Annotated in this window: 23 protein-coding genes; 10 read left to right on the top strand and 13 right to left on the bottom strand. The window is 59.1% G+C overall.

All coding sequences use genetic code 11. The features are described 5' to 3' along the window. Window positions 1-186: 186 nt before the first annotated feature. Window positions 187-714 carry a MarR family transcriptional regulator gene (locus R6X40_RS05230; protein ID WP_318411610.1) on the bottom strand — a complete coding sequence of 176 codons (528 nt, stop codon included), beginning with the start codon at window positions 712-714 and terminating at the stop codon, window positions 187-189. A gap of 117 nt (window positions 715-831) precedes the next feature. Here R6X40_RS05230 and R6X40_RS05225 point away from each other — a divergent pair, with 117 nt between their 5' ends. Then, window positions 832-1,167 (top strand): cupin domain-containing protein, encoded by a 336-nt coding sequence (locus tag R6X40_RS05225; protein WP_318411608.1) that lies wholly within the window; start codon window positions 832-834, stop codon window positions 1,165-1,167. 27 nt (window positions 1,168-1,194) lie between these two features. On the opposite strand, the gene R6X40_RS05220 is transcribed toward R6X40_RS05225, so the two are convergent. From R6X40_RS05220 to R6X40_RS05200, 5 genes are all read right to left on the bottom strand, one after another. Beyond that, entirely contained in the window at window positions 1,195-2,709 is a 1,515-nt protein-coding gene (locus R6X40_RS05220) for an ATP-binding protein (protein ID WP_318411606.1), read from the bottom strand. A gap of 126 nt (window positions 2,710-2,835) precedes the next feature. Further along, window positions 2,836-3,270, bottom strand: coding sequence for a GNAT family N-acetyltransferase (locus R6X40_RS05215; protein ID WP_318411605.1), 435 nt, complete (start codon window positions 3,268-3,270; stop codon window positions 2,836-2,838). Between the two features lies 1 nt (window position 3,271). Beyond that, window positions 3,272-4,078 (bottom strand): glutamate racemase, encoded by an 807-nt coding sequence (gene murI, locus R6X40_RS05210; RefSeq protein ID WP_318412358.1) that lies wholly within the window; start codon window positions 4,076-4,078, stop codon window positions 3,272-3,274. Continuing rightward, on the bottom strand, window positions 4,065-4,898 hold the full coding sequence (locus R6X40_RS05205) for an RNA methyltransferase (RefSeq protein WP_318411603.1): 834 nt from the start codon (window positions 4,896-4,898) through the stop codon (window positions 4,065-4,067). Before R6X40_RS05205 ends, murI begins: the two co-directional genes overlap by 14 nt. 88 nt (window positions 4,899-4,986) lie before the next feature. Continuing rightward, the gene (locus R6X40_RS05200; protein ID WP_318411601.1) at window positions 4,987-5,514 is read right to left on the bottom strand and encodes a hypothetical protein; all 528 of its coding nucleotides are present in this window, start codon (window positions 5,512-5,514) and stop codon (window positions 4,987-4,989) included. 208 nt (window positions 5,515-5,722) lie between these two features. On the opposite strand from R6X40_RS05200, the gene R6X40_RS05195 reads away from it, so the two are divergent. The 3 genes from R6X40_RS05195 to R6X40_RS05185 all read left to right on the top strand — a co-directional run bounded on the left by R6X40_RS05195 (window position 5,723) and on the right by R6X40_RS05185 (window position 8,127). Continuing rightward, window positions 5,723-6,331, top strand: coding sequence for a DJ-1/PfpI family protein (locus R6X40_RS05195; RefSeq protein WP_318411600.1), 609 nt, complete (start codon window positions 5,723-5,725; stop codon window positions 6,329-6,331). Between the two features lie 63 nt (window positions 6,332-6,394). Beyond that, window positions 6,395-6,787, top strand: coding sequence for a ribbon-helix-helix domain-containing protein (locus tag R6X40_RS05190; protein ID WP_318411598.1), 393 nt, complete (start codon window positions 6,395-6,397; stop codon window positions 6,785-6,787). Window positions 6,788-6,912: 125 nt separating this feature from the next. Then, window positions 6,913-8,127, top strand: coding sequence for an NADP-dependent isocitrate dehydrogenase (locus R6X40_RS05185; RefSeq protein WP_318411597.1), 1,215 nt, complete (start codon window positions 6,913-6,915; stop codon window positions 8,125-8,127). Between the two features lie 57 nt (window positions 8,128-8,184). Here the strand turns inward: R6X40_RS05185 and R6X40_RS05180 are convergent, their stop codons facing one another. Further along, window positions 8,185-8,718: an STM3941 family protein gene (locus tag R6X40_RS05180; protein WP_318411596.1), complete on the bottom strand. Its 534-nt coding sequence runs from the start codon at window positions 8,716-8,718 to the stop codon at window positions 8,185-8,187. Between the two features lie 240 nt (window positions 8,719-8,958). Here R6X40_RS05180 and R6X40_RS05175 point away from each other — a divergent pair, with 240 nt between their 5' ends. Next, window positions 8,959-10,302 carry a glycosyltransferase family 1 protein gene (locus R6X40_RS05175; protein WP_318411595.1) on the top strand — a complete coding sequence of 448 codons (1,344 nt, stop codon included), beginning with the start codon at window positions 8,959-8,961 and terminating at the stop codon, window positions 10,300-10,302. Beyond that, window positions 10,272-11,042, top strand: a complete 771-nt coding sequence (locus R6X40_RS05170; protein WP_318411594.1) for an HAD-IIB family hydrolase — start codon at window positions 10,272-10,274, stop codon at window positions 11,040-11,042. Before R6X40_RS05175 ends, R6X40_RS05170 begins: the two co-directional genes overlap by 31 nt. Before the next feature lie 89 nt (window positions 11,043-11,131). On the opposite strand, the gene R6X40_RS05165 is transcribed toward R6X40_RS05170, so the two are convergent. The 3 genes from R6X40_RS05165 to recA form a co-directional block, all read right to left on the bottom strand. Further along, window positions 11,132-11,983 carry an AraC family transcriptional regulator gene (locus R6X40_RS05165; protein ID WP_318411593.1) on the bottom strand — a complete coding sequence of 284 codons (852 nt, stop codon included), beginning with the start codon at window positions 11,981-11,983 and terminating at the stop codon, window positions 11,132-11,134. A 165-nt stretch (window positions 11,984-12,148) separates the two neighbouring features. Further along, the gene (gene alaS, locus R6X40_RS05160) at window positions 12,149-14,812 is read right to left on the bottom strand and encodes an alanine--tRNA ligase (protein ID WP_318411592.1); all 2,664 of its coding nucleotides are present in this window, start codon (window positions 14,810-14,812) and stop codon (window positions 12,149-12,151) included. A 226-nt stretch (window positions 14,813-15,038) separates the two neighbouring features. Then, window positions 15,039-16,130, bottom strand: a complete 1,092-nt coding sequence (gene recA, locus R6X40_RS05155) for a recombinase RecA (protein WP_318411590.1) — start codon at window positions 16,128-16,130, stop codon at window positions 15,039-15,041. Between the two features lie 236 nt (window positions 16,131-16,366). Here recA and R6X40_RS05150 point away from each other — a divergent pair, with 236 nt between their 5' ends. Together R6X40_RS05150 and R6X40_RS05145 are read left to right on the top strand one after the other, a co-directional pair. After that, window positions 16,367-17,314: a carbohydrate kinase family protein gene (locus R6X40_RS05150; protein ID WP_318411588.1), complete on the top strand. Its 948-nt coding sequence runs from the start codon at window positions 16,367-16,369 to the stop codon at window positions 17,312-17,314. A 31-nt stretch (window positions 17,315-17,345) separates the two neighbouring features. Then, window positions 17,346-18,269 carry a pseudouridine-5'-phosphate glycosidase gene (locus R6X40_RS05145; protein ID WP_318411586.1) on the top strand — a complete coding sequence of 308 codons (924 nt, stop codon included), beginning with the start codon at window positions 17,346-17,348 and terminating at the stop codon, window positions 18,267-18,269. Between the two features lie 50 nt (window positions 18,270-18,319). Here the strand turns inward: R6X40_RS05145 and R6X40_RS05140 are convergent, their stop codons facing one another. Beyond that, window positions 18,320-19,393 carry a D-alanine--D-alanine ligase family protein gene (locus R6X40_RS05140; RefSeq protein WP_318411585.1) on the bottom strand — a complete coding sequence of 358 codons (1,074 nt, stop codon included), beginning with the start codon at window positions 19,391-19,393 and terminating at the stop codon, window positions 18,320-18,322. Window positions 19,394-19,633: 240 nt separating this feature from the next. Beyond that, complete coding sequence (cckA, locus tag R6X40_RS05135) at window positions 19,634-22,234, bottom strand: cell cycle histidine kinase CckA (protein WP_318411584.1); 2,601 nt, start codon at window positions 22,232-22,234, stop codon at window positions 19,634-19,636. Window positions 22,235-22,583: 349 nt separating this feature from the next. Between cckA and R6X40_RS05130 the strand changes: the two genes are divergently transcribed. After that, window positions 22,584-23,615 carry a flagellar biosynthetic protein FliO gene (locus R6X40_RS05130; protein WP_318411582.1) on the top strand — a complete coding sequence of 344 codons (1,032 nt, stop codon included), beginning with the start codon at window positions 22,584-22,586 and terminating at the stop codon, window positions 23,613-23,615. 115 nt (window positions 23,616-23,730) lie between these two features. Here R6X40_RS05130 and dksA read toward each other — a convergent pair whose 3' ends face one another. Continuing rightward, entirely contained in the window at window positions 23,731-24,150 is a 420-nt protein-coding gene (gene dksA, locus R6X40_RS05125) for an RNA polymerase-binding protein DksA (RefSeq protein WP_318412356.1), read from the bottom strand. Between the two features lie 491 nt (window positions 24,151-24,641). Between dksA and R6X40_RS05120 the strand changes: the two genes are divergently transcribed. Further along, window positions 24,642-25,172, top strand: coding sequence for a histidine phosphatase family protein (locus R6X40_RS05120; RefSeq protein ID WP_318411580.1), 531 nt, complete (start codon window positions 24,642-24,644; stop codon window positions 25,170-25,172). The last annotated feature ends 99 nt before the right edge of the window (window positions 25,173-25,271 follow it).

The raw sequence follows: 25,271 nt of genomic DNA, 5'->3' as shown, positions 1-25,271 counted from the left end.
CGGATGAAGGAAACACACCCTCCTCTGAACTCGATTTTGCGAGCTCTGACAGGTTTCTCACATTAAGCTAACGGAGAAGCCACGGGACATGTCAAATAAAACACCGGGCATTTCGGCCCGGCGTTGTGGCGGCTTTAGTGGCTTCACCCGGCATTGTCAAACGAATTTGCGGTTTTTGGCCCAAGGTCACGGCTTATCGCTAGCGGCTCTTTTCTCCAGAGAGCCAAGCAGCTTGCGCAGCAGCACGGCCAGATCCCGCCGCTCCTTCTCACTCAAATCCGTCAGATACGCCATCTCGCTGGCCATATCGGCGCGAAATGCGGCCTCGGCAAGCCGTATCCCCTCTTCCGTCAGACCAACGACCATGCTGCGTCCGTCTGCCGCTGACCGCTCGCGCAGAATCAATCCTGACTTCTGCAGCCTATCCAGCCGATGTGTCAGCCCACCGGACGAGATCATCAGCGAGGTATAGAGTTCTGTCGGCGTCAGCCTGTAGGGCGGTCCTGACCGCCGTAGCGTCGATATGACGTCGAACTCGCCGCGATCAAGCCCGAAGGACGCAAATGTCGCTTCGATCGACGGGCGCACCAAATTGGCAAGCCGGTAGGCACGCCCGAGAATCGCCATCGGTTCCGTATCAAGGTCCGGCAATTCCTTATCCCACTGACCGCGTAGGCGGTCCACATGGTCAACGTTTTCCTTGTCTAGCGCCACGTCGCAGCTCCATCGCTACAAAAGTATCTTGACGAGAAGATAGTTTTGCTTATTATCTTCCCGTGAAGATATATCGACTTCGCACGCAATTCACCAGACCGCAAAACGGAGGCCAGCATGTTCCATGTCATTCCCCGCACTGAGCAAAATCAGCGGTCGAACAGAACCACGCTGTTCGAAGGAGCAGAGTACGACACCCCGATTTCCATTTTTCTGGTCGATAATGAACCCGGCCAGGGGCCGGCGCTGCATACACACCCCTATAGCGAGACATGGATCGTCAGATCAGGCCAAGCACAATTCACTGTCGGGGTTGAAACACTCGACGCAAAGGTCGGCGACATCATCGTGGTCACGGCCGAAACACCGCATCGCTTCGTCAATACCGGTCCGGAGAGGCTTGAACTCACCTGCATTCACGCCTCCGAGCGCATCATTCAGACCTGGGTTTGATATATTGGCTCAGGACGCGAGTGGCCTTTATTCAGCAGCGCTGCGGTTTCCGGCGTCATCGTAAACAGCATCGGCGGCACCCGGCGCCGTTTCGACCTGCAGATCGGGAAAAGCAACGATTCGCTTGCCGGAGTGATCACTGTGCACAACGATCAGGCCCTGCTCCTCGAAATAGCCGAGCAGACGGCGGGCGCGGCGGGCCGAATGCGTACCGTAGGCGCGCGCGATCATGGCGTCCGACGGGCATGGCAGGTTGCGAACGGCTGACTGCGCCACCAGCAGGAACACGCCCTGCAAATCATCCGTAACATTGCGCGACAGATTGAGCGCCGACGCCCAGATCTCGCTCGCAGCCGTCTCCGGATCGACACCGGAACGGCCAACCGCCATTTTCCGGCGGAAAGCACTCAGCGACAGTGGTGCACCAGGCACGCGGCGAATACGGCAGCGGACAAGAAAATCCTGAAACAGCTCGGCATCGGCGCGGAACGCCGCGTCTGGATGTTCGAGGATTTCCGCGAGCAGGCCATCAAGCAGCGCTTCGCGCTCCTGAACGGGCATTTCCGGCACCGGCGCTTTCGGCTCGGACAGCCCGATCGGCTCCGGCCGCGGCCGGGATAGTTCGGCAAGAATATCGGTCGCTGGGCGCGGCTGGGCGCTGGGACGGCGCATGAGCGGCCGGATCAGTTCTTCCGGGTCCGGTGTAAAAATCAGGTCTTCGACATCGGCGACCGCCTCCGGCAGCGGCGTCAACTTGGGGCTGGTCGAGCGGGCCGAGGTTTCAACATCGCCGATGGTCACCGGCAACGGACGGCGCGACAAAGCCGGGCCGAGTGCCACGAAGGAGCCGCGCTTCAGGTCGCGGAACATCTCGGCAGTACGGCGATCCATACCGAGTAGGTCGGCTGCGCGCGCCATGTCGATATCGAGGAAGGTGCGGCCCATCAGGAAGTTGGAGGCTTCGGCCGCGACGTTCTTGGCAAGTTTGGCCAGACGCTGCGTGGCGATGACACCGGCCAGCCCGCGTTTGCGGCCACGGCACATCAGGTTGGTCATGGCACCAAGCGAGATTTTTCGCGCTTCTTCCGAGACATCGCCGGCAACGGACGGCGCAAACATCTGCGCTTCATCGACAACCACCAGAACCGGATACCAGTAATCACGGTCGGCATCGAACATCGCATTGAGGAAAATGCCGGCGCTGCGCATCTGCTGCTCGACATCCAGTCCTTCCAGCGACAGCACGCAGGAGACGCGATGCTGGCGAATACGGCTGGCAATGCCGATCAGTTCGGCTTCCGTGCGCTCGCCTTCGATCACCACATGGCCGAATTTATCGGCAAGCGTAACGAAATCGCCTTCCGGATCGATGATGCACTGCTGCACCCATGGGGCGGACTGTTCCAGCAAACGGCGCAGCAGATGCGACTTTCCCGAGCCGGAATTACCCTGCACCAGAAGACGCGTCGCCAGAAGCTCCTCGATATCGAGCGGAACGGCTGCGCCGTCGGGCGCCGTCCCCATGTCGATGCCGACTTTCATATCCACCTCGTTCAAAATGCCATGCCGGATGCGCCGCCACGAACCCGCAAGCGTTGACCCCTACCACCAAACCGCCTGTTCCGCGCGCCAATCGCACCAAAACCCACAGCTAAGACGGCGGGATCTTCAGAAATAAAGCCTGTGCGTGACTGTGCTGTTTTCCAAAACCGGCGAAAAACCAAGGTGCTCGTAGAATTCATAGGCTTGTGGCGGGGCTCGGGTGTTCAAAAACCGGAAAAACCTATCCGCATCACGGGCAATGAACCGGATCAGCTGGCCGCCGACACCTGTGTTTCGATAGGCCGTTGCCACGTACAGATGACGGACTCGGCCAGCGGCGGCATTATTAGCAAACGGATCAATATTGCGGCCACAGATGCCGGTTAGCCGGCCGTTGTCGAAGGACCCAACCAAGATTTCTCCAGGGCGATCAAACCGGTTCAAGCCAGAGGTCCAGTTTTCCTGCAGACGATGCAGCATACGATGACCTTCAACCACGCTTTCTTGCAGCAAAAGCGCGAACCCATCCGTTTCTGGCGTGAGCGGTCTGATCTCCACCATCTCAGTTTGCTTGGGATACGGTCAGCCCGAACCCTTGCAGCAGCCGACGGGTGGTAAAATCCGGCTTGCCAGACGTGAAGATCGCCGGATCTACTCCGTTCAACGGCTCAAAACCATCCGGCAACGGCACAAGGCTGCGCGCTCGCCGGGCAATCGCTTCAGCCGGATCGAGCCAGTCGACCGGCCACGGCGCAAGACGGCGAAAGACATTGGCCATGAATGGATAATGCGTGCAGGCGAGCACGACAATATCCGTCTTCCTGCCGTCCTTCTCGACGAAACACTGCTCGATTTCGGAGAGCACCGCCGCATCGTCGATTTGCTCGCCACGGATATAGACTTCCGCCATCCGGGCAAGATTTTCCGAACCGACCAGCCGGACGTGACATTGTGTGGCAAAGGACTGGATGAGATCGCGGGTATAGGCGCGCTTGACGGTGCCTGGCGTCGCCAGCACCGAAACGAGGCCGGAGCGCGTCCGCTCTGCTGCCGGCTTGATCGCCGGAACGGTACCGACGAAGCGCATCTGCGGGAACGCTGCCCGCAGGTCGGCGCCGACCAGTGTGAAGGCCGTATTGCAGGCGATGATGCAGATTTCGGGATCGTGCTCGCTCAGCAATCTGGCAAACAACGAGATGACACGTTCCTTCAGCGCCCCCTCTTCCCAGCCGCCATAAGGAAAGCCGGCATCGTCGGCAACATAGATGAAGTGCCGCTCCGGCATCAGCACGCGCGCCTCGCGCAGGACAGTCAGCCCGCCGATGCCGCTGTCGAAAACGAGGATAGGCTTCAGCTCAGGTGTCGTCACCGGTGTCATCAACCTTGTTCGCGCGCGAATTTTCCGGTGCTCCGGCACCACGCGGCGCATCGCGGGTGAAACGGTCGAGAGATGAGATGACGCCGCGCACCAGCCGGATTTCGGATTCGGTAAAGCCGGGGCGGGTCAGGACAGCCCGCAAATTGTCCACCAATTTCGGCTTTTTGGCGACCGGCCGGAAGTATCCGCGCGCTTCCAGCGCCTCCTCGACATGATCGAACAAGCCCTGAAGCTGGTCCTTCGTCGAAGGGTTCTGCGGCAGCGCGTGAAAGGAGGTTTCCTCGCGCGATTCCATCGATGTCTTCAGCCATTCATAGGACATCAGGAGAACTGCCTGTGCCAGATTGAGCGAGGCAAAGGCCGGGTTGACCGGAAATGTGACGATCTCGTCGGCGAGCGCCACTTCCTCGTTAGTGAGGCCTGTGCGTTCCCGGCCGAACAGGATGCCGGTCGCCTCGCCCATGTTGAAGCGATTGCGTAGCGTCTCGGCAGCGATAAGCGGCGAACGCACCGGCTTGTAGCCATAACGGTCGCGCGCCGTCGTCGCATAAACGAAATTCAGATCGGCGATCGCTTCCGGCACTGTTTCGTAGAGCTTGGCGGCGTCGATGACATGATCGGCCCGGCTTGCGGCTGAGCGCGCCTTCTCGCTCGGCCAGCCGTCGCGCGGGGCGACCAGACGCAGTTCCGAAAGACCGAAATTGGCCATGGCGCGCGCCACCATGCCGATGTTCTCGCCAAGCTGCGGATGCACCAGAATGATCGCCGGTCCTTCGGTCAGAAGTACGCGCTCGCTGTTGGTTCCTGCCATTCCGGTGCTTTCGTCTCTGTTTTCAGGTCTTTGTTTCGCGCTTCCTTGCACAGATGCAGGGATTTTGAAAGCCGCAGCCCGCAACGGCCTATTGTGGATTGCTTGCGCCTTGGCTGGTGATCGCCTGCAACTCGCCTTTGAGTGAGCCTGAATCACCCGTGCGGACGATATCGTCGATAACCGGCTTGCCGCCTTCTTCGATGACCATGAAATGCAATTCGCTCGGTTTCCAGTCAGCTGCGCGCTCGCCGAAACAATGGGTATTGTCGAAGGTGACCTTCACATCGCTTTTACCATCCGCTTCCGGACCGGCGGTGACGGACAGATCCTTGATCGCACAACTGTCCTGGCCGCTGACGATGACATCATAGTCGAACGGCGAATCGCCCTCGTCATAGGCCGGAAACTTTGCCGCATCGTGATAGGCCTTGGCGAAATCCTGACTGTAGATCCGGCCAAGCCGTGCGTCGGAGAAGTAGTCCTCACCCGGCTGCGCTTCCTCCGCCCAGCCTTTGACGGCTTCCTGCATGATTTCGTTGACGGGTGCGGCGGGATCGGCCGCCTGCGCAGGCGAAAAGGCACAGCAGGCCAGAAGAGCAAATAGGAACCGTTTCATCCATCATCTCCTGATTTCAGATGCGCGACCGGCGCTCCAGCGCCAGAAATTGGGTCTGCTCATAATCAAATTCATCGCGACACGCGAGGCCGGAATGATGCGGCATACGGATCATCTTCAAGGGCCGTTCAATGTAGTAACCGGCTAATACCTTGCCGGAGATCGGCCGTGGCATCCTGACATTGTACGCAACCCGATGGAGGATACGATGGGCGGCAAGAAAATTCTAATGATCTGTGGCGACTTTACCGAGGACTACGAGACGATGGTGCCATTCCAGGCACTGCTTGCCGTCGGTCATACCGTTCACGCCGTCTGCCCAGGCAAGGCGGCCGGCCAGCAGATCGCCACGGCCATCCATGATTTCGAAGGCGACCAGACCTATTCGGAGAAACGCGGCCATAACTTTACCCTGAACGCGACTTTCGCCGACACCAAGGCCGAGACCTACGACGCGCTGGTCATTCCCGGCGGCCGTGCGCCTGAATATCTGCGTCTCGACGCAAACGTCATTGCTATGGTGCGTCACTTCTTCGACGCGGGAAAACCGGTGGCCGCAATCTGCCATGGCGCGCAGTTGCTGTCGGCAGCCGGCGTGCTCAAGGGCAGAACCTGCTCCGCCTACCCCGCCTGCCGCTTCGACGTCGAGCTTGCCGGTGGTCACTACGCGGACATTCCGGTCGATCAGGCTGTCACCGATGGCAATCTGGTCTCTGCCCCCGCCTGGCCTGCGCATCCCGCCTGGATCGGCCAGTTCCTGACGGTTCTCGGAACGGAGATCCGTCACAACGTGACGCTGACACGCTCCGCGGCCTGAGCGCGGACTTGCCAAACCGCACCGAAGCGTGAACACTTCAGGCCGGAGTTCTGGGAGGAATGGATGTGCAGGTTATTCATCGGCGCCGACCCGGCGCTCTGGCAAAGTGTGACCCGTTCGGTGCGGATCGACGGGGTGGCAACAAGCATCCGGCTTGAAAGCTTCTTCTGGTCCATCCTCGATGATATCGGCGACCGCGACGGCATGTCTGTCGGCCGCCTGATCGGGCGGCTCTATATCGAATCGCTCGGCGAAGGCCACGCACCGGAAAATTTCACATCTTTTCTACGGGTTTGCTGCGGCCGCTATCTGGCCTTGCAGCTCGATGGACTGGTGCCCACCGAGCGCCATACGCCAATTGCCGCGCTCGACGCGGAAAGCATCCTCGTTCGCGAGGAAAGAAGCTATGCCAAGCGCCGCGCCGCAGATTTTCCGCGCGCCGTCCGGGGCCATTGAAGGCAGGTTTTGCAATCGACAGGAAACGCACGCGGAATTGCGCGTGTATGCCTTTGCCTGTGGTGAACTGGATGCTATAGGGGCGCAAACCCGTTTCCAACCAACCCCATGCAGAGGTTTGCAACATGACAAAGATCAAGGTCGCCAATCCGGTCGTCGAGCTCGACGGCGATGAAATGACCCGCATCATCTGGCAGTTCATCAAGGAAAAGCTGATCCATCCTTATCTGGATATCGATCTGGAATATTACGACCTTGGCATGGAAAATCGCGATGCCACGAACGATCAGGTCACGATCGACAGCGCCAACGCCATCAAGAAGCACGGCGTCGGCGTCAAGTGCGCGACCATCACCCCGGACGAGCAGCGCGTCGAGGAATTCGGCCTGAAGAAAATGTGGAAGTCGCCGAACGGCACGATCCGCAACATTCTGGGCGGCGTCATCTTCCGCGAGCCGATCATCTGCAAGAACGTGCCGCGCCTGGTTCCCGGCTGGACAAAGCCGATCATCGTTGGCCGTCACGCCTTCGGTGACCAGTACCGCGCCACCGATTTCAAATTTCCGGGCAAGGGCAAGCTGACGATGAAGTTCGTTGGCGACGACGGCACGGAAATCGAACACGAAGTCTATGACGCACCGGCCGCCGGCGTTGCCATGGGCATGTACAATCTCGACGAATCGATCACCGATTTTGCCCGCGCATCGCTGAACTACGGCCTGCAGCGCGGCGTTCCGGTCTATCTGTCGACCAAGAACACCATCCTCAAGGTCTATGACGGCCGCTTCAAGGACATCTTCCAGGCTGTCTTCGAAGCCGAATTTGCCGACAAGTTCAAGGAAGCCAAGATCTGGTACGAACACCGCCTGATCGACGACATGGTCGCTTCGGCGCTCAAGTGGTCCGGCGGCTACGTCTGGGCCTGCAAGAACTATGATGGCGACGTCCAGTCCGACATCGTGGCCCAGGGCTTTGGCTCGCTCGGCCTGATGACCTCGGTTCTGATGACCCCGGATGGCCAGACGGTCGAAGCCGAAGCCGCCCACGGCACGGTGACGCGTCACTACCGCCAGCACCAGAAGGGCGAGGAAACCTCGACCAACTCGATCGCCTCGATCTTCGCCTGGACGCGTGGCCTTGCCCACCGCGCCAAGCTGGACGGTAACGCCGAGCTGACAAAATTCGCCGACACGCTGGAAAAGGTCTGCGTCGACACGGTCGAATCCGGCTTCATGACCAAGGACCTGGCGCTGCTCATCGGCCCGGATCAGCCTTGGCTTTCCACGACCGGTTTCCTCGACAAGATCGACGAGAACCTGCGCAAGGCAATGGCTGCTTAAACAAGCCACTGATATGAAAAGAGAAACCCGGCCATTGCGCCGGGTTTTTTATTGCCGCTATGGATGCGCTAGAGCCTCCGGCTGCGCTCTTTCTGCCCATTCACCGATCATCTCGACGATTTGGGTTGCAGGGATATCAAGCCCCGCCCCGCTCAGGCAGACACCGTGAAAACCAAGCCCACTATTGGCCGCGCGGGTGAACCGCACGGTTCTGGTGAATGGTAACGACTGCTCGGCCGAGGGCGACAGCATCAGTTCAATGATGGGTTGGCGCCGGTAGGTCACCATCCGTGCAGCCAGAATGTCCTGCCAGGCAATCGGCTCGGCAGAGACATCGCGAGCAAGTAGGCCCTCGCCCGAAAACTCGATCGCAGGACGCCTATCGAAAATTCTGATCAGGCCAACAACGGCGCAAAGTCCGAAGAACAGAATGCTGACGAGGCCGATAAACACCCCAAAGGCGCCTGCGCCCTGTTCGTCATAGCTGACCTTCATCATGAATGCGCCGAGCGCCACGAACGCCACAGCCCCCAGAAGCAGGAGGGCCATTTTTCGTCGTGATCGATGAACCACGATTGCAGTCGGCGTCACTGAACTCTCCGCAAAATCCATAACCAGAACGTCAATCTAGACTCGGAGGAGCCAATTACCATGCGCCGAAGGAGCTTTTTAGTTTGTATAGGGAGGCAATCGCATGACGGCCGTGTCCCCGGAGCACCCTTTGGCGGATTTTTATCGGAACTTTTTCAACCCCCAACCGTTCGCGAAGTGAACCCTTCCGCATGCTGCACTGCACGCACCCTCCTTCCAAAAGATTGTGACCGCAGGTTTATGAACAGTTCCTCCGAAAAAAATTCCAGCCACCTTCCCCGTATCGCCTTGGTATCGACGCATGGGTATGTCGCCGCAGAGCCACCGCTCGGTGCTGCCGACACCGGCGGCCAAGTCGTTTATGTCATTGAACTCGCCCGAAAACTGGCGCTTCTTGGCCATCAGGTCGATGTCTACACCCGGCGTTTCGAAGACCAGCCGGAGTTCGATGAAGTCGATGACCGCGTCCGCGTCATCCGCATCCCCTGCGGTGGCAACGAGTTCATTCCGAAGGAATATCTTCACAGGCACCTGATGGAGTGGTGCGAAAATGCTGCGCGCTTCATTCGCAAAAACAATTTTACCTACACGCTGATCAACAGCCACTATTGGGACGCAGGCATTGCCGGCCAGCGCCTCTCGGAAGCACTGGCCGTCCCCCATATCCATACGCCGCATTCGCTCGGCCTCTGGAAGAAACGCCAGATGGAGACGGACTACCCGGACAAGGCTGCCGAATTCGACAAGGAGTTCAATTTTTCCGAGCGCATCAAACACGAACTGATCATCTACCGTTCCTGCAGCATGGTGATTGCCACGACGCCGATCCAGGTTGAAATGCTCGTCAACGACTACAATCTGCCCCGCGACCGCGTGCACATGATCCCACCCGGCTATGACGATAACCGTTTCTTTCCGGTTTCCAGAGCGACACGCGAAATGGCGCGCCAGCGCTTCGGCTTCGAAGGCAAGGTCGTGATGGCCATGGGCCGTCTTGCCACCAACAAGGGCTATGACCTGCTGATCGACGGCTTTTCCGTGCTGGCCGAACGCGAACCGGAGGCAAGACTGTACCTGGCCGTTGGCGGCGAAAACATGGACCCGCAGGAGGAAGGCATTCTCAATGAGCTGAAACAGCGGGTCGCGTCACTCGGTCTGAACGACAAGGTGGTATTCTCCGGTTTCGTGGCCGACGACGATCTGCCCGATTTCTACCGCGCCGCCGATATTTTCGTGCTGTCGAGCCGCTATGAGCCCTTTGGGATGACGGCGATCGAAGCCATGGCAAGCGGCACGCCGACGGTCATTACCGTTCATGGTGGCCTGTTCCGCGCCGTCAGCTACGGCCGCCACGCGCTGTTTGCGGATCCGTTCGACAAATACGATCTCGGCATCACCATGATGAAGCCGTTGAAGCATGATCGGCTCTATGGCCGCCTGTCGCGCATGGGCGCGCACAAAGCGCGCAGCCTGTTCACCTGGACCGGTATCGCCCAGCAGCTGATCGGCGTGGTCGAGGGGCGGCCGATGCCTCAGGCGATGGATGACAACGAATGGGCAGAACCATGGACGGACGGAGATTGAGGCCCGTCCGGCTGTTCTGCAGCGATATAGACGGAACGCTCGCAGGAAACAGGGATGCGGAGGCGCGGTTTCGCGATGCGTGGCTCGGCCTCCCGTCGCGCAACCGGCCTTTGCTGGTTTTAAACAGCGGGCGGCTTCTCGAAGACCAGAAGACGTTTGTCGCCACCACGGCGCTGCCGAAGCCGGATATCTATATCGGCGGCGTCGGCACGATGCTCTATCACGAGAAGGAGCCGGCGAATGCCGCGCTCTATTCCCGCTCCATCGGTACAGGTTTCAACCGTGAACGGATTGCCGATGCGCTGTCGGGGGTTCCTAATATCACCATCCAGCCTGACATTTATCAGCACGCGCAAAAATCCAGCTGGTATCTGCACGACGCTGATGCGGTAACTCTGGTCAGCATCGAGGAAAGGCTGGCAAGCGCCGGGATTGCCGCCCGTCTGGTTTATTCCAGCAACCGCGATCTCGACATCCTGCCGGATGGCGTCGATAAGGGTGCGGCCCTCTCCTGGTTGTGCCGCCAGTTGGGATTGTCGCATGACGATGTCGTCGTGGCCGGTGATACCAACAATGATCGTAGCATGTTCGAATTGCCGGGCGTGCGCGGCATCATCGTCGGCAACGCGCTGTCCGAATTAAAGGCGATCGCCTCTGCCCACACGAATATTTATGCCGCCCGCGGCCCGATGGCGGATGGCGTGCTGGAAGGCTTGAACCATTGGGGCCTTTTCCAATGATTGAAACAGGCAATCGATGCCCATTTCATTAGCCGGATAATAAAAAAATAGTACCCGGCAATGCAATATCGCCGGGTATGGCTCAAAAACTACTTCAATGGCAGATAAATATCCGTCAAAAGCTCCGTTGGCGCAGCTTCACGCGGGTTGTTAACATACTCTTCGAACATCACGGTATCGCGGACTTCGCGGCCCGATTGAGGCAGCCATGCGCCATAGAGCCATTGATAGGCCTTGTGCATATCGGCATATGGCCCCTTGTGGCGAAGGACCGCATATTCGCCGCCATCGAGGTGTTTTCGCTCCAGGGGAGCTTCCGCGGGCACATTTTCGCCGTCTGTCATGCAGGCGAACGAACGAAGCTTGTCTTCCGGAACCAGATCAGGGTCATCCAGATAGAGACCGATCATCTTCATGCCCGGCCTGTAAAGCTGGCGCGCCTGCAGCGTGCCGCCCAGTGTCTCGAAAGCCCGGCCGATTTCCATATAGGAGCCGGTATGGCTAACCCCAACCAGCGCGCGCGGAGCCATCGTTTTCATCGCTACATCATACATTTCGCCAAATCCTTTGCCGTTTGTCGATTGAAAGACCGTATGGCTCCCCTCTCTCCGGTAACGGGCCGGCGGCATGCCGAACACCGATTTGAAAATCCGGGTGAAGGATTGGAGATTGGGATAGCCGGTCCGTCTTGCGATTTCCGTGACAGAAAGGGAGGTCCGCACCAGATCACCCGCCGCCCGGTGCAGCCTCAGCCGCTTGACGGTCGCCGCCAGCGTCTCGCCGTGCACGGCCCGGTAGACCCGGTGCCAGTGATGCGGCGAAAGGCAGGCAATATCGGAGAGCCGATCAAGATCGAGCTCCTCGTCCAGATGATCGTAAATATAGGCAGAGACGCGCCGCAGACGCTGCTCATATACCGCCCAGATGCTGTCTTCCCTCATGCCGATCCTCATACAAGCCGAACAACCAGACAGAACCACATCCGGATTTGACAAATCCTGCGGAGTTGGCGCGTTCGATATGAGCACGCAAAAAAGCGAGTGGCCAAAGAAAAACCGGGCCTTTCAGCCCGGTTTTCAAACATTAGCAATAAAATGGAAGCCGGATTATCCGGCGAGCGCTGCGCCGACCGCTTCGATCGCTTCCGCGGCTTTTGTACCATCGGGGCCGCCAGCCTGCGCCATGTCAGCACGGCCGCCACCGCCCTTGCCGCCAAGTGCTGCTGAGGCAATGCGAACGAGATCGACAGCGCTGAAGCGCGACGTCAGATCATCGGTCACCGCAACCACGGCGCTCGCCTTGCCATCTTCGGACACGCCGACGAAGGTGACGACGCCGGAGCCGAGGCTCGTCTTGCCGTCATCGGCCAGGCTCTTCAGATCCTTCGGCTCAACGCCGGTGACCACCTTGCCGAGGAATTTCACGCCGCCGATATCCTGAATCTGATCGGCAGAACCACCGGCATCACCACCACCGAGCGCCAGTTTTTTCTTGGCCTCGTTCAGTTCGCGCTCCAGCTTGCGGCGCTCATCCATCAGCGCCTCGACACGGGTCAGAACATCAGCTGGCTGAACCTTCAAGGTCGTTGCCAGCGTCTTGACCCGCTCGTCCTGCTCATTGAGATAGGCAAGCGCCGATACACCGGTCAGGGCTTCGAGGCGGCGAACGCCAGCACCGACAGCGCTTTCGCCGACGATGCGCACGAGGCCGATCTCGCCGGTGGCGCCAACATGGGTGCCGCCGCAGAGTTCGACGGAATAGGGGCGGTTGGCCTTGGAGCCATGGATACCCTGCCCCATCGACACGACGCGGACTTCATCACCGTATTTTTCGCCAAACAGCGCCATCGCACCCTCGGCAATCGCGTCATCGACGCTCATCAGCCGCGTGGTCACAGGGCTGTTCTGCACGATGATCTCATTGGCCATATCCTCGACGATCTTCAACTCTTCCGCCGACATCGGCTTTGGATGCGAGACGTCGAAACGCAGGCGTTCGGGTGCGACTAGCGACCCCTTCTGCGCCACATGGGTGCCGAGCACTTCGCGCAGAGCCTCGTGGAGAAGATGGGTTGCGGAGTGGTTGGCGCGCAGGCGCGAGCGGCGAGCGTGATCGACGTTCAGCGCGGCGGCATCACCCACCTTGAGCGTGCCGTCTTCAACGGTGCAGAAATGCACGAACAGGCCCTCGCCGCGCTTCTGCACGTCGGTCACCGACAGCTTGGCGTGATCGGTCGAGATGACACCGGTATCGCCCATCTGGCCGCCGGATTCGCCGTAGAATGGCGTCTGGTTGAGGACCAGCTGCACCGTGTCGCCCTTCGAGGCCGTTTCGATTGCCTTGCCATCACGCACGATCGCCTGAACGACACCCTCGGCCGTCTCGGTGTCGTAGCCAAGGAATTCGGTCGCGCCGAGCTTTTCCTTCAACTCGTACCAGATCGTTTCGGTTGCCTTGTCGCCGGAACCGGACCACGAGGCGCGGGCTTCCGCCTTCTGGCGTTGCATGGCAGCCGTGAAAGCGTCCGTATCGACGCCGATGCCACGGGCGCGCAAGGCGTCCTGCGTCAGATCGAGCGGAAAACCAAACGTATCGTAGAGCTTGAAGGCGGTGTCGCCGTTCAACTGATCGCCCTCGACGAGATCCGTCGTTGCGTCAGACAGCAATCCAAGACCGCGTTCCAGCGTCTTGCGGAAGCGGGTTTCTTCCAGCTTCAGCGTTTCCGAAATCAACGATTCCGCCCGGACGAGTTCGGGATAGGCGCGGCCCATCTGGCCGATGAGTGCTGGCAAAAGCCTCCACATCAACGGGTCTCGGGCACCAAGCAACTGGGCATGACGCATGGCGCGGCGCATGATGCGGCGCAGCACGTAGCCACGGCCTTCGTTCGAAGGTAGAACGCCATCAGCGATCAGGAAGGCGGACGCACGCAGATGGTCGGCGATGACGCGGTGGCTGGCACGGCGGTCGCCTTCAGCCTTGACGCCGGTCGCCTCTTCCGAGGCAGCGATCAGGGCACGGAACAGGTCGATGTCGTAATTATCATGCTTGCCCTGCAGCAACGCTGCAACGCGTTCGAGGCCCATGCCGGTATCGATCGACGGACGCGGCAGGTTGACCCGCTCTTCCTTCGTCACCTGCTCATACTGCATGAAGACGAGGTTCCAGATCTCGATGAAGCGGTCGCCATCCTCATCCTTCGAGCCGGGAGGGCCACCCCAGATATGATCGCCGTGATCGTAGAAGATTTCCGAGCACGGACCGCACGGGCCGGTATCGCCCATCGCCCAGAAATTATCGCTGGTCGGGATGCGGATGATCCGGTCGTCGCTGAGGCCGGCGATCTTCTTCCAGAGGTCAAAAGCCTCGTCGTCGGTGTGATAAACGGTCACCAGCAACCGCTTGGCATCAATGCCAAAATCCTTGGTGATCAGGTTCCAGGCAAGCTCGATCGCCTGCGCCTTGAAATAGTCGCCGAAGGAGAAATTGCCGAGCATCTCGAAGAAGGTATGATGGCGCGCGGTGTAACCGACATTGTCGAGGTCGTTGTGCTTGCCGCCGGCGCGCACGCATTTCTGCGCGCTCACAGCTGTCGAATAAGGGCGCTGCTCAAGACCGGTAAAGACGTTTTTGAATTGCACCATGCCGGCATTGGTGAACATCAGCGTCGGATCGTTGCGCGGAACCAGCGGGCTCGACGACACGACTTCATGGCCGTTCTTCTTGAAGTAGTCGAGGAACGTCGACCGGATTTCATTCACGCCGCTCATATTGCGCCCTTACCTCTTGCATCGGACCGTCCGCAGCCTGCTTGGCTGAACCGCGAACCGGAAAACTTTTGAAAATCAGGGATCACCGGACATCCGCCGATCCTCTCCCGCCCCACTGGAACACAGGCTTTTATCGTCCGGGCCAATCCCTGTCCAGACGGCAAAAGAAAACCGGCCGCTCCCTGAAGGAGCGGCCGGCTAACATGAGGTCGAAAATCAGGTGATCTTATGCCAGAGCGGCGTCGTCATCCTCGTCTCCAGCCTCCGGACCGCCGTTCTCAAGGAACTTTTCGGCAATCAGGCCGGCATTCTGGCGCAGCAACAGTTCGATTTCCTTGGCCGTATCGGGATTGTCGCGCAGAAACATCTTGGCATTCTCGCGGCCCTGACCGAGGCGCTGGCTGTTATAGGAGAACCATGCACCGGATTTCTCGACGATACCGGCCTTGACGCCGAGATCGACAAGCTCGCCGGTCTTGGAGACGCCTTCACCATACATGATGTCGAATTCGACCTGCTTGAAGGGAGGCGCCATCTTGTTCTTGACGACCTTGACCCGGGTCTGGTTGCCGACCACCTCTTCACGATCCTTGACAGCGCCGATACGGCGAATGTCCAGACGAACCGAGGCATAGAATTTCAGGGCGTTACCGCCCGTCGTGGTTTCCGGCGAGCCGAACATGACACCGATCTTCATGCGAATCTGGTTGATGAAGATGACCATGCAGTTCGACTTGGAAATCGAGGCCGTCAGTTTGCGCAGCGCCTGGCTCATCAAGCGCGCCTGAAGACCCGGCAGGCTGTCGCCCATTTCACCCTCAATTTCAGCACGCGGCACCAATGCTGCGACCGAATCGATGACGAGAACGTCGATCGCACCGGAGCGCACCAGCGTATCGGTAATTTCCAGCGCCTGTTCGCCGGTATCCGGCTGCGAGATCAAGAGGTTTTCGAGATCGACGCCGAGTTTGCGGGCATAGACCGGATCCAGCGCGTGTTCCGCATCGACGAAGGCGCAGATTCCGCCCTTCTTCTGGGCTTCTGCAATGGTCTGCAGCGCCAGCGTCGTCTTGCCCGAGCTTTCCGGTCCATAGATTTCGATGACACGCCCCTTGGGCAATCCACCGATACCGAGCGCGATATCCAGGCTCAGCGACCCAGTCGAAACGGTTTCAATTTCGACAATGCTGTCTTTTCCACCGAGCTTCATGATCGATCCCTTGCCGAACGAACGTTCGATCTGGGAGAGTGCCGCTTCAAGTGCCTTGCTTTTATCCACCGATTTGTCCTCTACAAGCCGCAAAGAGTTTTGTGCCATGTGATCCACCTTTAGGTTATGGAAGCTGTCGAGGCAATGAAGCTGCCGATGAAAGCTATGTACACTTTTTGTTCTCTTTCTGCAAGAGCCATCTATGGACTTGAATTGGCAACATAAATCGATGCGTGTTCTTTTCTTGTTCCATGAATTTCAGATTGGGTAGAAATGATTGAAACAAAAAGCGTATCAGCATCACAGCATAGCGAATCGCCAGGGATCGGCACACAGGAAAACGCATGACAGGCAGACAGATTTCCATCTTTGGCGGTGCGCATATCGACCGCCGGGCCCGAATCTTCGGCACCACCGTGCCGGGATCGAGCAATCCGGGCAGTTGGTTCGAAGAGGCCGGCGGCGGCGGTTTCAACGCGGCTCGCAATCTGGCGCGGCTCGGACTTGACGTTCGCATGATCAGCCCGCGCGGCGGCGATGCTGCCGGTGAAACGGTCGCTCAAGCCGCAAGTGAAGCCGGTGTTATCGATTGCCCCTTCATCTTCCTCGACCGCAAGACGCCAAGCTACACCGCCATTCTGGAAAACGACGGCAACCTGGTGATTGCGCTTGCCGACATGGAGCTTTACCGGCTGTTTTCCCCAAGGCGATTGCAGCAAAGGGCCATGCGGGAGATCGTCTCGTCCAGTGACCTGATCGTCATCGATGCGAACCTGCCTGAGGAGACGCTGGCCGGTCTGATTATCCGTGCGAACGCCGAATCAAAACCGATCGCCGCTATCGCCATTTCACCAGCAAAAGTCGCGCGTCTGGTAAAATGCCTGTCCGGGCTCGATTTCCTTTTCATGAACGAGGCGGAAGCGCGTGCGCTGACGGGCTGCGACAGCGCCGAGGCTGCGGAATGGCCTGTTCTGCTGCAGGCGGCCGGCCTTTCCGGTGGCGTCATTACGCGTGGCGGCAAGTCGGCGATTGCATTTCAGGACGGGCGAACGGTCATGGTGGCACCGCCGCAACTCGACGCGCTCTCCGACGTCACCGGCGCTGGCGATTCGCTTGCAGCCGGGTTTCTGTCGGCATTTGTGGAGGGTGAACCGATTGATGTATGTCTGCGCTCCGGCGTTGCCGCTGCCGGCATCACCGTACGTTCGCCGCTAGCCGTATCGGAAAAAATGTCGCGGGCGATGCTGGATGAAGCAATTCGACTTGTGCCGCCAGCCGAAATCCTGTCATGAACGCGCCTTAAAACGCCAAAAAGGATCCGCCATGACCAAGCCCTTCTCCCCCCTTCTGCCGATGGCATATTCCAGTGAAGTCGCGGCCGCCAAGGCCCGCGGCGCCGCAATCGTTGCCCTGGAATCAACGATCATCACCCATGGCATGCCCTTCCCCGGCAATCTCAACATGGCCCGCAGCGTCGAGGCGATCATCCGCGAGGAAGGCGCCGTACCGGCAACCATCGCCGTCATAGACGGTGTCTTGCATATCGGTCTGGAAGACGCACAGCTGGAGGCGCTGGCGCAGACGGAAGGTGCGATGAAACTGTCGCGTGCCGATCTCGCCTTTGCGATCGCCGAACGCCGCACCGGTGCCACGACAGTCGCTGCGACCATGATTGCCGCAGCCCGCGCCGGTATTCGCGTGTTTGCCACCGGCGGTATCGGCGGCGTGCATCGCAAGGCCGAAGAGAGCTTTGACATCTCCGCCGATCTCGACGAACTGGCACGCACCGGCGTCATCGTCGTGAGCGCCGGCGCAAAAGCTATTCTCGACATTCCCAAAACCCTGGAAGTTCTGGAAACGCGCGGCGTTCCGGTCGTCACCTATGACAGCGAAATCTTCCCGGCATTCTGGTCGCGCGATAGCGGCCTGAAGAGCCCGTTGATGCTCAACAGCCCGGCAGCCATTGCCAATTTCCAGAAGATGCGCGACCTGCTCGGCGTCGATGGCGGCATGCTGATCGCCAACCCGGTGCCGGAGGCCAGCGAAATCCCGCGCGACGAGATGGAAATCTATATCACCCGGGCGCTGGACAATGCCGAGCGCGACGAGATTTCGGGCAAGAAAGTCACGCCTTATCTGCTCGACAGCATTTTCGGCCTGACCGACGGCCGCAGCCTTGAGACCAATATCGCACTGGTCGAGAACAATGCCCGGCTCGCTGCCGAGATTGCCGTCGCCCTGCTCTGAATCAAGCAACCATTGGAAAAATCGGGGGCTGGCTGCCAGCCCCCGGAATGTCAGGCCTGCCGCGAACCCCGCGCAAGCCCATGTTCGATCAGCCGGTCGATGATGTCGGCATAGGCAATTCCGCTTACGGCCAAGGCCTTGGCATACATGCTGATATCGGTGAAACCGGGGATCGTGTTGACCTCGTTGACGACGGCGCTCATGTCGGGCCGCACGAAAAAGTCGATGCGGGCCATGCCGTCGCATCCGAGCGCCTTGAAAGCACCTTGCGCCATTGATCTCAGCTCTTGCGCAATGTCATCCGGCAATTGAGCCGGAATGCTGAGAATGGCGCCATCCGGGTCGGTATATTTGGCATCATAGCTGTAAAAGACGTGACCGCCGGCGGGCATGATTTCTCCCGGAACAGAGACGATGATCGTGCCGTCCGCCTGTTCAAGAATGCTGAACTCGATCTCCCGTCCCTGAATGAACTCCTCGACGAGGATTTTCTGATCGTGGCGGAAGCTCTCCACGAGCGCCGCTTGAAACTCGTCCGCCGTTCGGGCCTTGCTGACCCCAACCGACGAGCCCTGCCGGGCGGGCTTGACGAAAACCGTCGATCCCAACGCCGCAACGACTTCATCGAAAGACGGGGCATCGCCCTGATAGAAGGTCAGAGACCGTGCCACCGGCAATCCGGCTTCGTTCAGAAGGCGTTTTGCCACATCCTTGTCGATCGCCGTGGCCGACCCCAGAATTCCACATCCGGCAAACGGCACCATCGCAACCTCGGCAAGCCCCTGCACCGAGCCATCTTCGCCATGCGGCCCATGCAGAACCGGAAACACGACATCGACCGGCGGCAGCTCGCGGATATCTCCATCTTCCGGAATGATGAAAAGACGGCCCCGGCCGCCGGGCAGAAGGCAGACTTGTATATTCACGGCAGATAGCGAGTCGGGCAAGGCTTTATCGACGAGGTGATGGAGAAGCCATTTTCCCTGCCGGTCGATTAAAATGGGCACGACATCGTATTTTTCAGCATCGAGCGCCTTGAACACATTGCGCGCCGACAGAACGGACACATCGTGTTCGGCAGAACGGCCACCGAAGAGAACTGCAACTCTTAGCTTAGAATTCATTCGAGCGCTCACAAACCGAGGGATAGAGCGCTGCGCTTTGGCTGAAGGCGGTAAACCCTTTCAGATTGTAGCGCAGCGCATGACACCCTCAGTTGCAATCGCGAAACAGGCCTTTTTACGACGGCCAGCATTCGCCCGAAAATATCGCTGCAAGCGGTTAACCCCGCAGCTCTGCGCCGGTTAATGGCCACATTCAGAACCCGTGAGAATGGCGGATTCGCCTTCCTGGCGACGACCCAATCAGCTGTCGAGCATTTCCCGCACGGCAACAGCCAGTTGCTTCAGCGAGAACGGCTTCGGCAGGAAGCCGAATTTGGCGTCGGCCGGTAGGTTTCTGGCAAAGGCATCCTCGGCATAGCCGGAGACGAAGATGAATTTCAGGTCCGGATAGCTCTTGCGAATTTCCTTGAGCAGGGTCGGGCCATCCATTTCCGGCATGACGACGTCGGACACAACGATATCGACGGCGCCGTTCAGCTCTTCCATGACTTCAAGCGCTTCGACGCCGGAACCGGCCTCGTGCACCGTATAGCCACGGGTTTCCAGCATGCGCTTGCCGCCGCGGCGCACGGCCTCTTCGTCTTCCACAAGAAGAACCACCGCCGAATTTCCGGTCAGGTCCGTCGGTTCCGCCTTGACGGGAGCCTTTGCCGCGAGCGCGGCCGCAGCCTGCGCCTCGCCGGCTTCGCCCGGCAATGGTGCTTCTTCGATATAGCGCGGCAGCAGAATACGGAACGTCGTTCCCTTGCCAACTTCGGATATGGGATAGATGTAGCCGCCGGATTGCTTGATGATGCCGTAGACCATCGACAATCCAAGCCCGGTGCCCTTGCCGACTTCCTTGGTGGTGAAGAAAGGCTCGAAAATCTTGTCGAGGATTTCAGGCGGTATACCTGTCCCCTGATCGGCCACTTCCACCATAACATAATCGTCTTCCGGAAGCTCGCGCAGATTGAGCGCAGCAACTTCGGCAGACGGCAGGTTTCGGGTGCGCAGCGTGATGATGCCGCCATTGGGCATGGCATCGCGCGCGTTGACGGCCAGATTGAGCACGACCTGCTCGAACTGGCCGAGATCGGTGCGCACCGGCCAAAGATCGCGGCCGTAATCGACCTCAAGCTTGACGTTGGTTCCAGTCATCCGGTCGACCAGCATGCGCAGATCACCGACAACATCGGTCATAGACAGCACGGACGGCCGCATCGTCTGCTTGCGCGAGAAGGCGAGAAGCTGACGCACCAGCACCGCCGCACGGTTGGCGTTGCGCTTGATCTCCATCAGATCGGCAAAACTCGCATCCGCTGGCCTTGCAGACAAAAGCAGATGGTCGGAGGAAAGCAGGATCGCCGTCAGCACATTATTGAAGTCATGCGCGATACCGCCAGCCAGGGTGCCGACAGCATTCATCTTCTGCGTCTGCGCCATCTGGGTCTCGAGCGCCTTCTGCTCGGTGATCTCCACCGCATAGACAATCGCCGCCTCTTCCGGTGCCTGGTCGCTCTGGTCGATGACCGCGTTCACATAGAAGCGGAAATGCCGGGCTTCGTCGGTCGGATGAAGCGAATCGATCGGCGCGATGTCGCCCTGCCGGTCCTTGGCGGCGTCCAGCGCATCGCGCAGCCGCGTCTGGTCTGTACTGTGAACGAAGGCTTCCAGCAGTGCACCGTGCTCCATGTCATCCTGCGAGACGACGGCGGAGAACAGTTTGAGGAACGGCGCGTTGGTTCTCAAGATGCGGCCGTCGCCATCGACGGAGGCGATCGCCATCGGCGTATTGTTGAAGAAGCGGGTAAAGCGCATCGCGGCGATCGAAGCCGACTGATCGCTTTCGTCATCGTTGGAGCGGGCAAGAACGATCGTGCGGCTTTCACCAGGCGCACCGTCGCGAGCCGAGGAAACGCGGTGCACCATGCGCACGGCGAAGCTCTGGCCATTGGCCTTGCGCAGATCGAGATCGAGCGTCTTCGTCTTTTTCAGACCGGGCTCGGCCTGCACCGACTGGACCAGCGCCAGCCCCTCGCCTGCGACGAGATCAGCGATCGTCATCGATCCCGGCTGGAACTTGGTCAGATCCAGGCCAAGCCAATCGGCCAGCGTTGCGTTGACATAGAAAATCTCGCCCTTTTTGCCGGCCGAGAAGAAGCCGGCCGGCGCGTGATCGAGATAGTCGATCGCGTTCTGCAATTCCTTGAAAAAGCGCTCCTGATCGTCGCGCTCGGAGGTGATGTCGGAAATCTGCCAGATATAGAATGGGTTTCGGTCACCGTCTTCGAGCGGCAGGATGCGCGCTTTCAGACGAAACCAATGCGCGCCGGAGCCGGCCGAGCCACCGCTCGAGCGCAGCGGCTTCAGCAGACGGAACTCCTCATGCCCGGCCTTGCCCTCGTGCAGACCGTTGGTCAGCCGGTAGATTGCCTCCGTCGCTTCGCGGTTGCGTGAAAGGATCGTTTCGAGCGACTGGATTTCCGTCGCCTTGGTGGCGCCTGTCAGCGCGCCGTAGGCCGCATTGGCGTAGACAATCCGGCCCTTGCGGTCGGTCACCAGCGTGCCATCCTGATGACCGTCGAGGAATGCACGCGCCAGCTCGTCGGGACGCGATTGCGGCATCACCTCGATGAAGCCAATAACAGAGGACACCAGAAAAAAAATGCCGACCATGGCCAGCACGCCGAGAATGCCAAGAACGATCTGGTTTTCCAGTTGGTCCTTGAAAATGACGAAGGCGACGGCCGACGCGGTCAGCACGATGGCGAGCAGAATGATCCGCAAGACCGTTCCGGGCCGTGTTCCACGGTCTACAATCGGCATGTGATAGTCACCTGCCTGCCGCAATTTCGTCATAAGGCCCTCTTTTTAAACCGTGCCATGCGCGTCCGGAATGAACGTGCGGGTTCGGTCTCTATGCCCGGCTCAACGGGAGCCGTGGCGAATCTGCAAACCGCGCCGGCGGGCCGCGAAACACCAAGCAAGAATCATCTTTAACAGCCGCAGGGAAGAGCAGAAAGCATCTGTTTGAGCGCCATTGCTATGAATTCACAGAGAATGTCCCGCAGGGCCTCGCCGATGGTGGAAACAGCGCTAGATTGGCGCTAGGACAATCAGACTTGGACAATATCGATCACGGCTTGTATCAGCCTGAAAAAAGCCGTCAAATAGGCGCAGGATACGCGTTTGCGAAGGAGTACAGCATATGATCGAAGATATCGTTGGTAACAACGGTAGCCGTTTTATCATTGCGGCAGGTGCTGTGGCTCTCGGCTTGCTGTGCCTGGTGGCGGTACTCCGGTTCATGCGCAACAGGCCGTCCTCACCCTTCATCCGTGGCGGCAAGAACCGCCAGCCGCGGCTAGCCGTTCTGGATGCAGCCGCGATTGATACGCGCAGACGGCTGGTGCTGGTGCGGCGCGACGATGTCGAGCATCTGATCATGATCGGCGGACCGACGGATGTCGTCATTGAGAGCCGCATTGCATCGGCCACCCAGCCACAGCTGCAAACGGCGATTGCTCAGCCACCCGCTGATGCCGCTATTGCCGCACGCCCCGTGGTGGACCGTTCAATCGCGGAGCGCCCAATCCCGGAACGCCGTATTGCCCCCCAGGCCGACGTTAAACTGGCGCCGGTGTCGGCAATGGGCCAGGCTCTCTATGGTGAAAGTGCTGATATCTCCACGCCGCCAGCGCGGACTGCCCAGCCGGTGCAAACACGAGCCGATGCCGTAACACCGCGCCAAGCCCTCCCCGAACGAAACATTCCTGTTCAGGCTCAGGTTCGCCCGCAAACCGTCGCGTCCAGCACGCCACCGCCCGTATCGCTCGATACGGCCAGGTCGCCGGAAGATATTCTGGATGCTGCACGCTCGCGGGTGCTGGCAGCAAATCAATCCGTTACGGCAGAGCGGCCATTGCCCCAGGCAGTTCCCGTCGCTGCGGGAACGCAGACACAAACCATTCAAGGCCAGCCGGATGCTCAAGCTCGTAAAGACGAGAGCGCGCTTGAGTTCGAACGTATTCTGGATGCCCAGATCACCGGCGACCTCGGCAAGTTGAGCGCCAATCCCGTCCGCGTTGATAGCGAAGTGCGTGCGAACACCGCAGTGGCCACCCCGGCAATCCGCCAGGAGCCTCGCCTTGGTTCTGCGCAAGGCAGCCGCACAGAACCCTCACTGGAAGACGAAATGAACCGGATGCTGAACGAGATCACCGCAAACCGCAAGAACTGAGCCGCTTTGCAGCTATCAATCAGCATGATGCGTGCGGCATGAACACAATATCTACAAAAGCAAAAACGGCGCGATCATCTCGCGCCGTTTTTATGTTCATGACTGAAAAGAAAGATTACTCGTCGCGGTAGACTTTTTCCCGACGCTCGTGGCGCTCCTGTGCCTCGATCGACAGGGTGGCGATCGGCCTTGCGTCCAGACGCTTCAGCCCGATCGGTTCACCGGTTTCTTCACAGTATCCATATGTGCCCTCGTCAATTCTCTGAAGGGCCGCATCGATCTTCGAGATCAGTTTGCGCTGCCGGTCGCGTGCCCGAAGCTCAATGGCCCGGTCGGTTTCCGACGATGCTCTGTCTGCTAGATCTGGATGGTTAGCACTTTCTTCGGCGAGGTGCCCGAGCGTTTCGCGCGCCTCACGAAGGATGTCGTTTTTCCAGGCGTTCAGCTTTGCTCTAAAATATGAACGCTGGTTGGTATTCATGAATTCCTCGGTCTCAGACAAGACGAAGGAACTAAGATCGATCTTCTCACTCAACGCGATTCTCCTGAAGAACATCTCATGTGCGGCGGTGTATAGACCCATGCACGCGCCGTTTCAAGTCTTTGAAAAACAGCCCACCGTTTTTTAAGCCTTGCTTACTTGAGAGGCTAACAGGCTAATATTTCATCAAAATTACAGATTTTGGTTTTTTCTTCAAATTGTCTTGCTGCCGATAGCCAGCATTCATCAGCAAAGCTGCGGGTGAACGGCAACAATGGTTCGGGGATATCTTTTTCCCGAGCCCTCCGCAGCACAAGAAATAGGCAGATCTTTTTTCTTCATCTTTTACGCCAGAGTCTCCGGACGTTTCCCCCTCACCTCACCGCTCTGAAACGAGCAGGCAATCCTGGGCGTATCCTTTGAAAACAGATCGCCACCGCTTGATCTTTCTGTGATCCCGGCGGACAAAGCGCATACGGAACCGAACAATCGACGCCGCCGCCCGGATCGAAATCGTGCGGCAATGCCATCTCCAGGATATGCCCATGCCCACTGCGTCTGCTCCGGTTTTTCGTCTTTACCTTCTCCGCCATGCAAAGGCCGCCTGGACACTCCCGGGCCAGAAGGATTTCGACAGGGCGCTGGACGACACGGGCTTTGCCGATGCCGAGATCGTCGCAGATATGGCTGCAGACCAGGGGTTGCGGCCAGACCTCATTCTCTGCTCCACCGCTGTGCGCTGCCGGCAGACAGCGGATGCACTGCTCCGGACAATGTCGGAAGATCTGGATATCCGCTATATCGATGAACTCTATGCGGGCGGTGCCAGCGTCTATCGCGACATCATCAGCAGCCAGGATTTGGCCGTAGCGGCACTCATGGTGGTTGGACACAATCCGGTGATCGAGGAGATCCTCCGGCAGGTGCTCAGCGAAGACGCTGCGCTCAAGGCCGTCCCAGCCGGCTATCCTCCCGGATCGCTTGCCGTCATCGATTTCGATACACGCCCCTCGGATGGCGTCTTGCCGCTTGGGACATTGACCGCATGGCTCGATCCGGACAACCGCAGCCGGTGAGCACGGATCACCGACAGTTTGCTGCAACCTTTATTCGGCCGCCCCGGCGCACTATATCGCAAACGACATAGATGGCCGTGAAGCCATATCCCACGCATA

Source organism: Rhizobium sp. PL01, from assembly GCF_033447125.1.
GTDB lineage: Bacteria > Pseudomonadota > Alphaproteobacteria > Rhizobiales > Rhizobiaceae > Pararhizobium.
The sequence above is the reverse complement of the archived record's forward strand: the minus strand, read 5'-3'. Positions and strand labels throughout refer to the sequence as shown.

Coding starts and splice junctions, on each gene's coding strand:
- R6X40_RS05145 (WP_318411586.1), top strand. CDS start 17,346: ATGACCAAGCCCTTCTCCCCCCTTCTGCCGATGGCATATTCCAGTGAA.
- R6X40_RS05170 (WP_318411594.1), top strand. CDS start 10,272: ATGGGCAGAACCATGGACGGACGGAGATTGAGGCCCGTCCGGCTGTTC.
- R6X40_RS05200 (WP_318411601.1), bottom strand. CDS start 5,514: ATGAAACGGTTCCTATTTGCTCTTCTGGCCTGCTGTGCCTTTTCGCCT.
- cckA (WP_318411584.1), bottom strand. CDS start 22,234: ATGACGAAATTGCGGCAGGCAGGTGACTATCACATGCCGATTGTAGAC.
- R6X40_RS05130 (WP_318411582.1), top strand. CDS start 22,584: ATGATCGAAGATATCGTTGGTAACAACGGTAGCCGTTTTATCATTGCG.
- R6X40_RS05215 (WP_318411605.1), bottom strand. CDS start 3,270: ATGGTGGAGATCAGACCGCTCACGCCAGAAACGGATGGGTTCGCGCTT.
- R6X40_RS05165 (WP_318411593.1), bottom strand. CDS start 11,983: ATGAGGGAAGACAGCATCTGGGCGGTATATGAGCAGCGTCTGCGGCGC.
- R6X40_RS05185 (WP_318411597.1), top strand. CDS start 6,913: ATGACAAAGATCAAGGTCGCCAATCCGGTCGTCGAGCTCGACGGCGAT.
- R6X40_RS05220 (WP_318411606.1), bottom strand. CDS start 2,709: ATGAAAGTCGGCATCGACATGGGGACGGCGCCCGACGGCGCAGCCGTT.
- R6X40_RS05195 (WP_318411600.1), top strand. CDS start 5,723: ATGGGCGGCAAGAAAATTCTAATGATCTGTGGCGACTTTACCGAGGAC.
- R6X40_RS05225 (WP_318411608.1), top strand. CDS start 832: ATGTTCCATGTCATTCCCCGCACTGAGCAAAATCAGCGGTCGAACAGA.
- R6X40_RS05120 (WP_318411580.1), top strand. CDS start 24,642: ATGCCCACTGCGTCTGCTCCGGTTTTTCGTCTTTACCTTCTCCGCCAT.
- alaS (WP_318411592.1), bottom strand. CDS start 14,812: ATGAGCGGCGTGAATGAAATCCGGTCGACGTTCCTCGACTACTTCAAG.
- R6X40_RS05150 (WP_318411588.1), top strand. CDS start 16,367: ATGACAGGCAGACAGATTTCCATCTTTGGCGGTGCGCATATCGACCGC.
- R6X40_RS05175 (WP_318411595.1), top strand. CDS start 8,959: ATGAACAGTTCCTCCGAAAAAAATTCCAGCCACCTTCCCCGTATCGCC.
- R6X40_RS05140 (WP_318411585.1), bottom strand. CDS start 19,393: ATGAATTCTAAGCTAAGAGTTGCAGTTCTCTTCGGTGGCCGTTCTGCC.
- R6X40_RS05190 (WP_318411598.1), top strand. CDS start 6,395: ATGTGCAGGTTATTCATCGGCGCCGACCCGGCGCTCTGGCAAAGTGTG.
- recA (WP_318411590.1), bottom strand. CDS start 16,130: ATGGCACAAAACTCTTTGCGGCTTGTAGAGGACAAATCGGTGGATAAA.
- R6X40_RS05205 (WP_318411603.1), bottom strand. CDS start 4,898: ATGGCAGGAACCAACAGCGAGCGCGTACTTCTGACCGAAGGACCGGCG.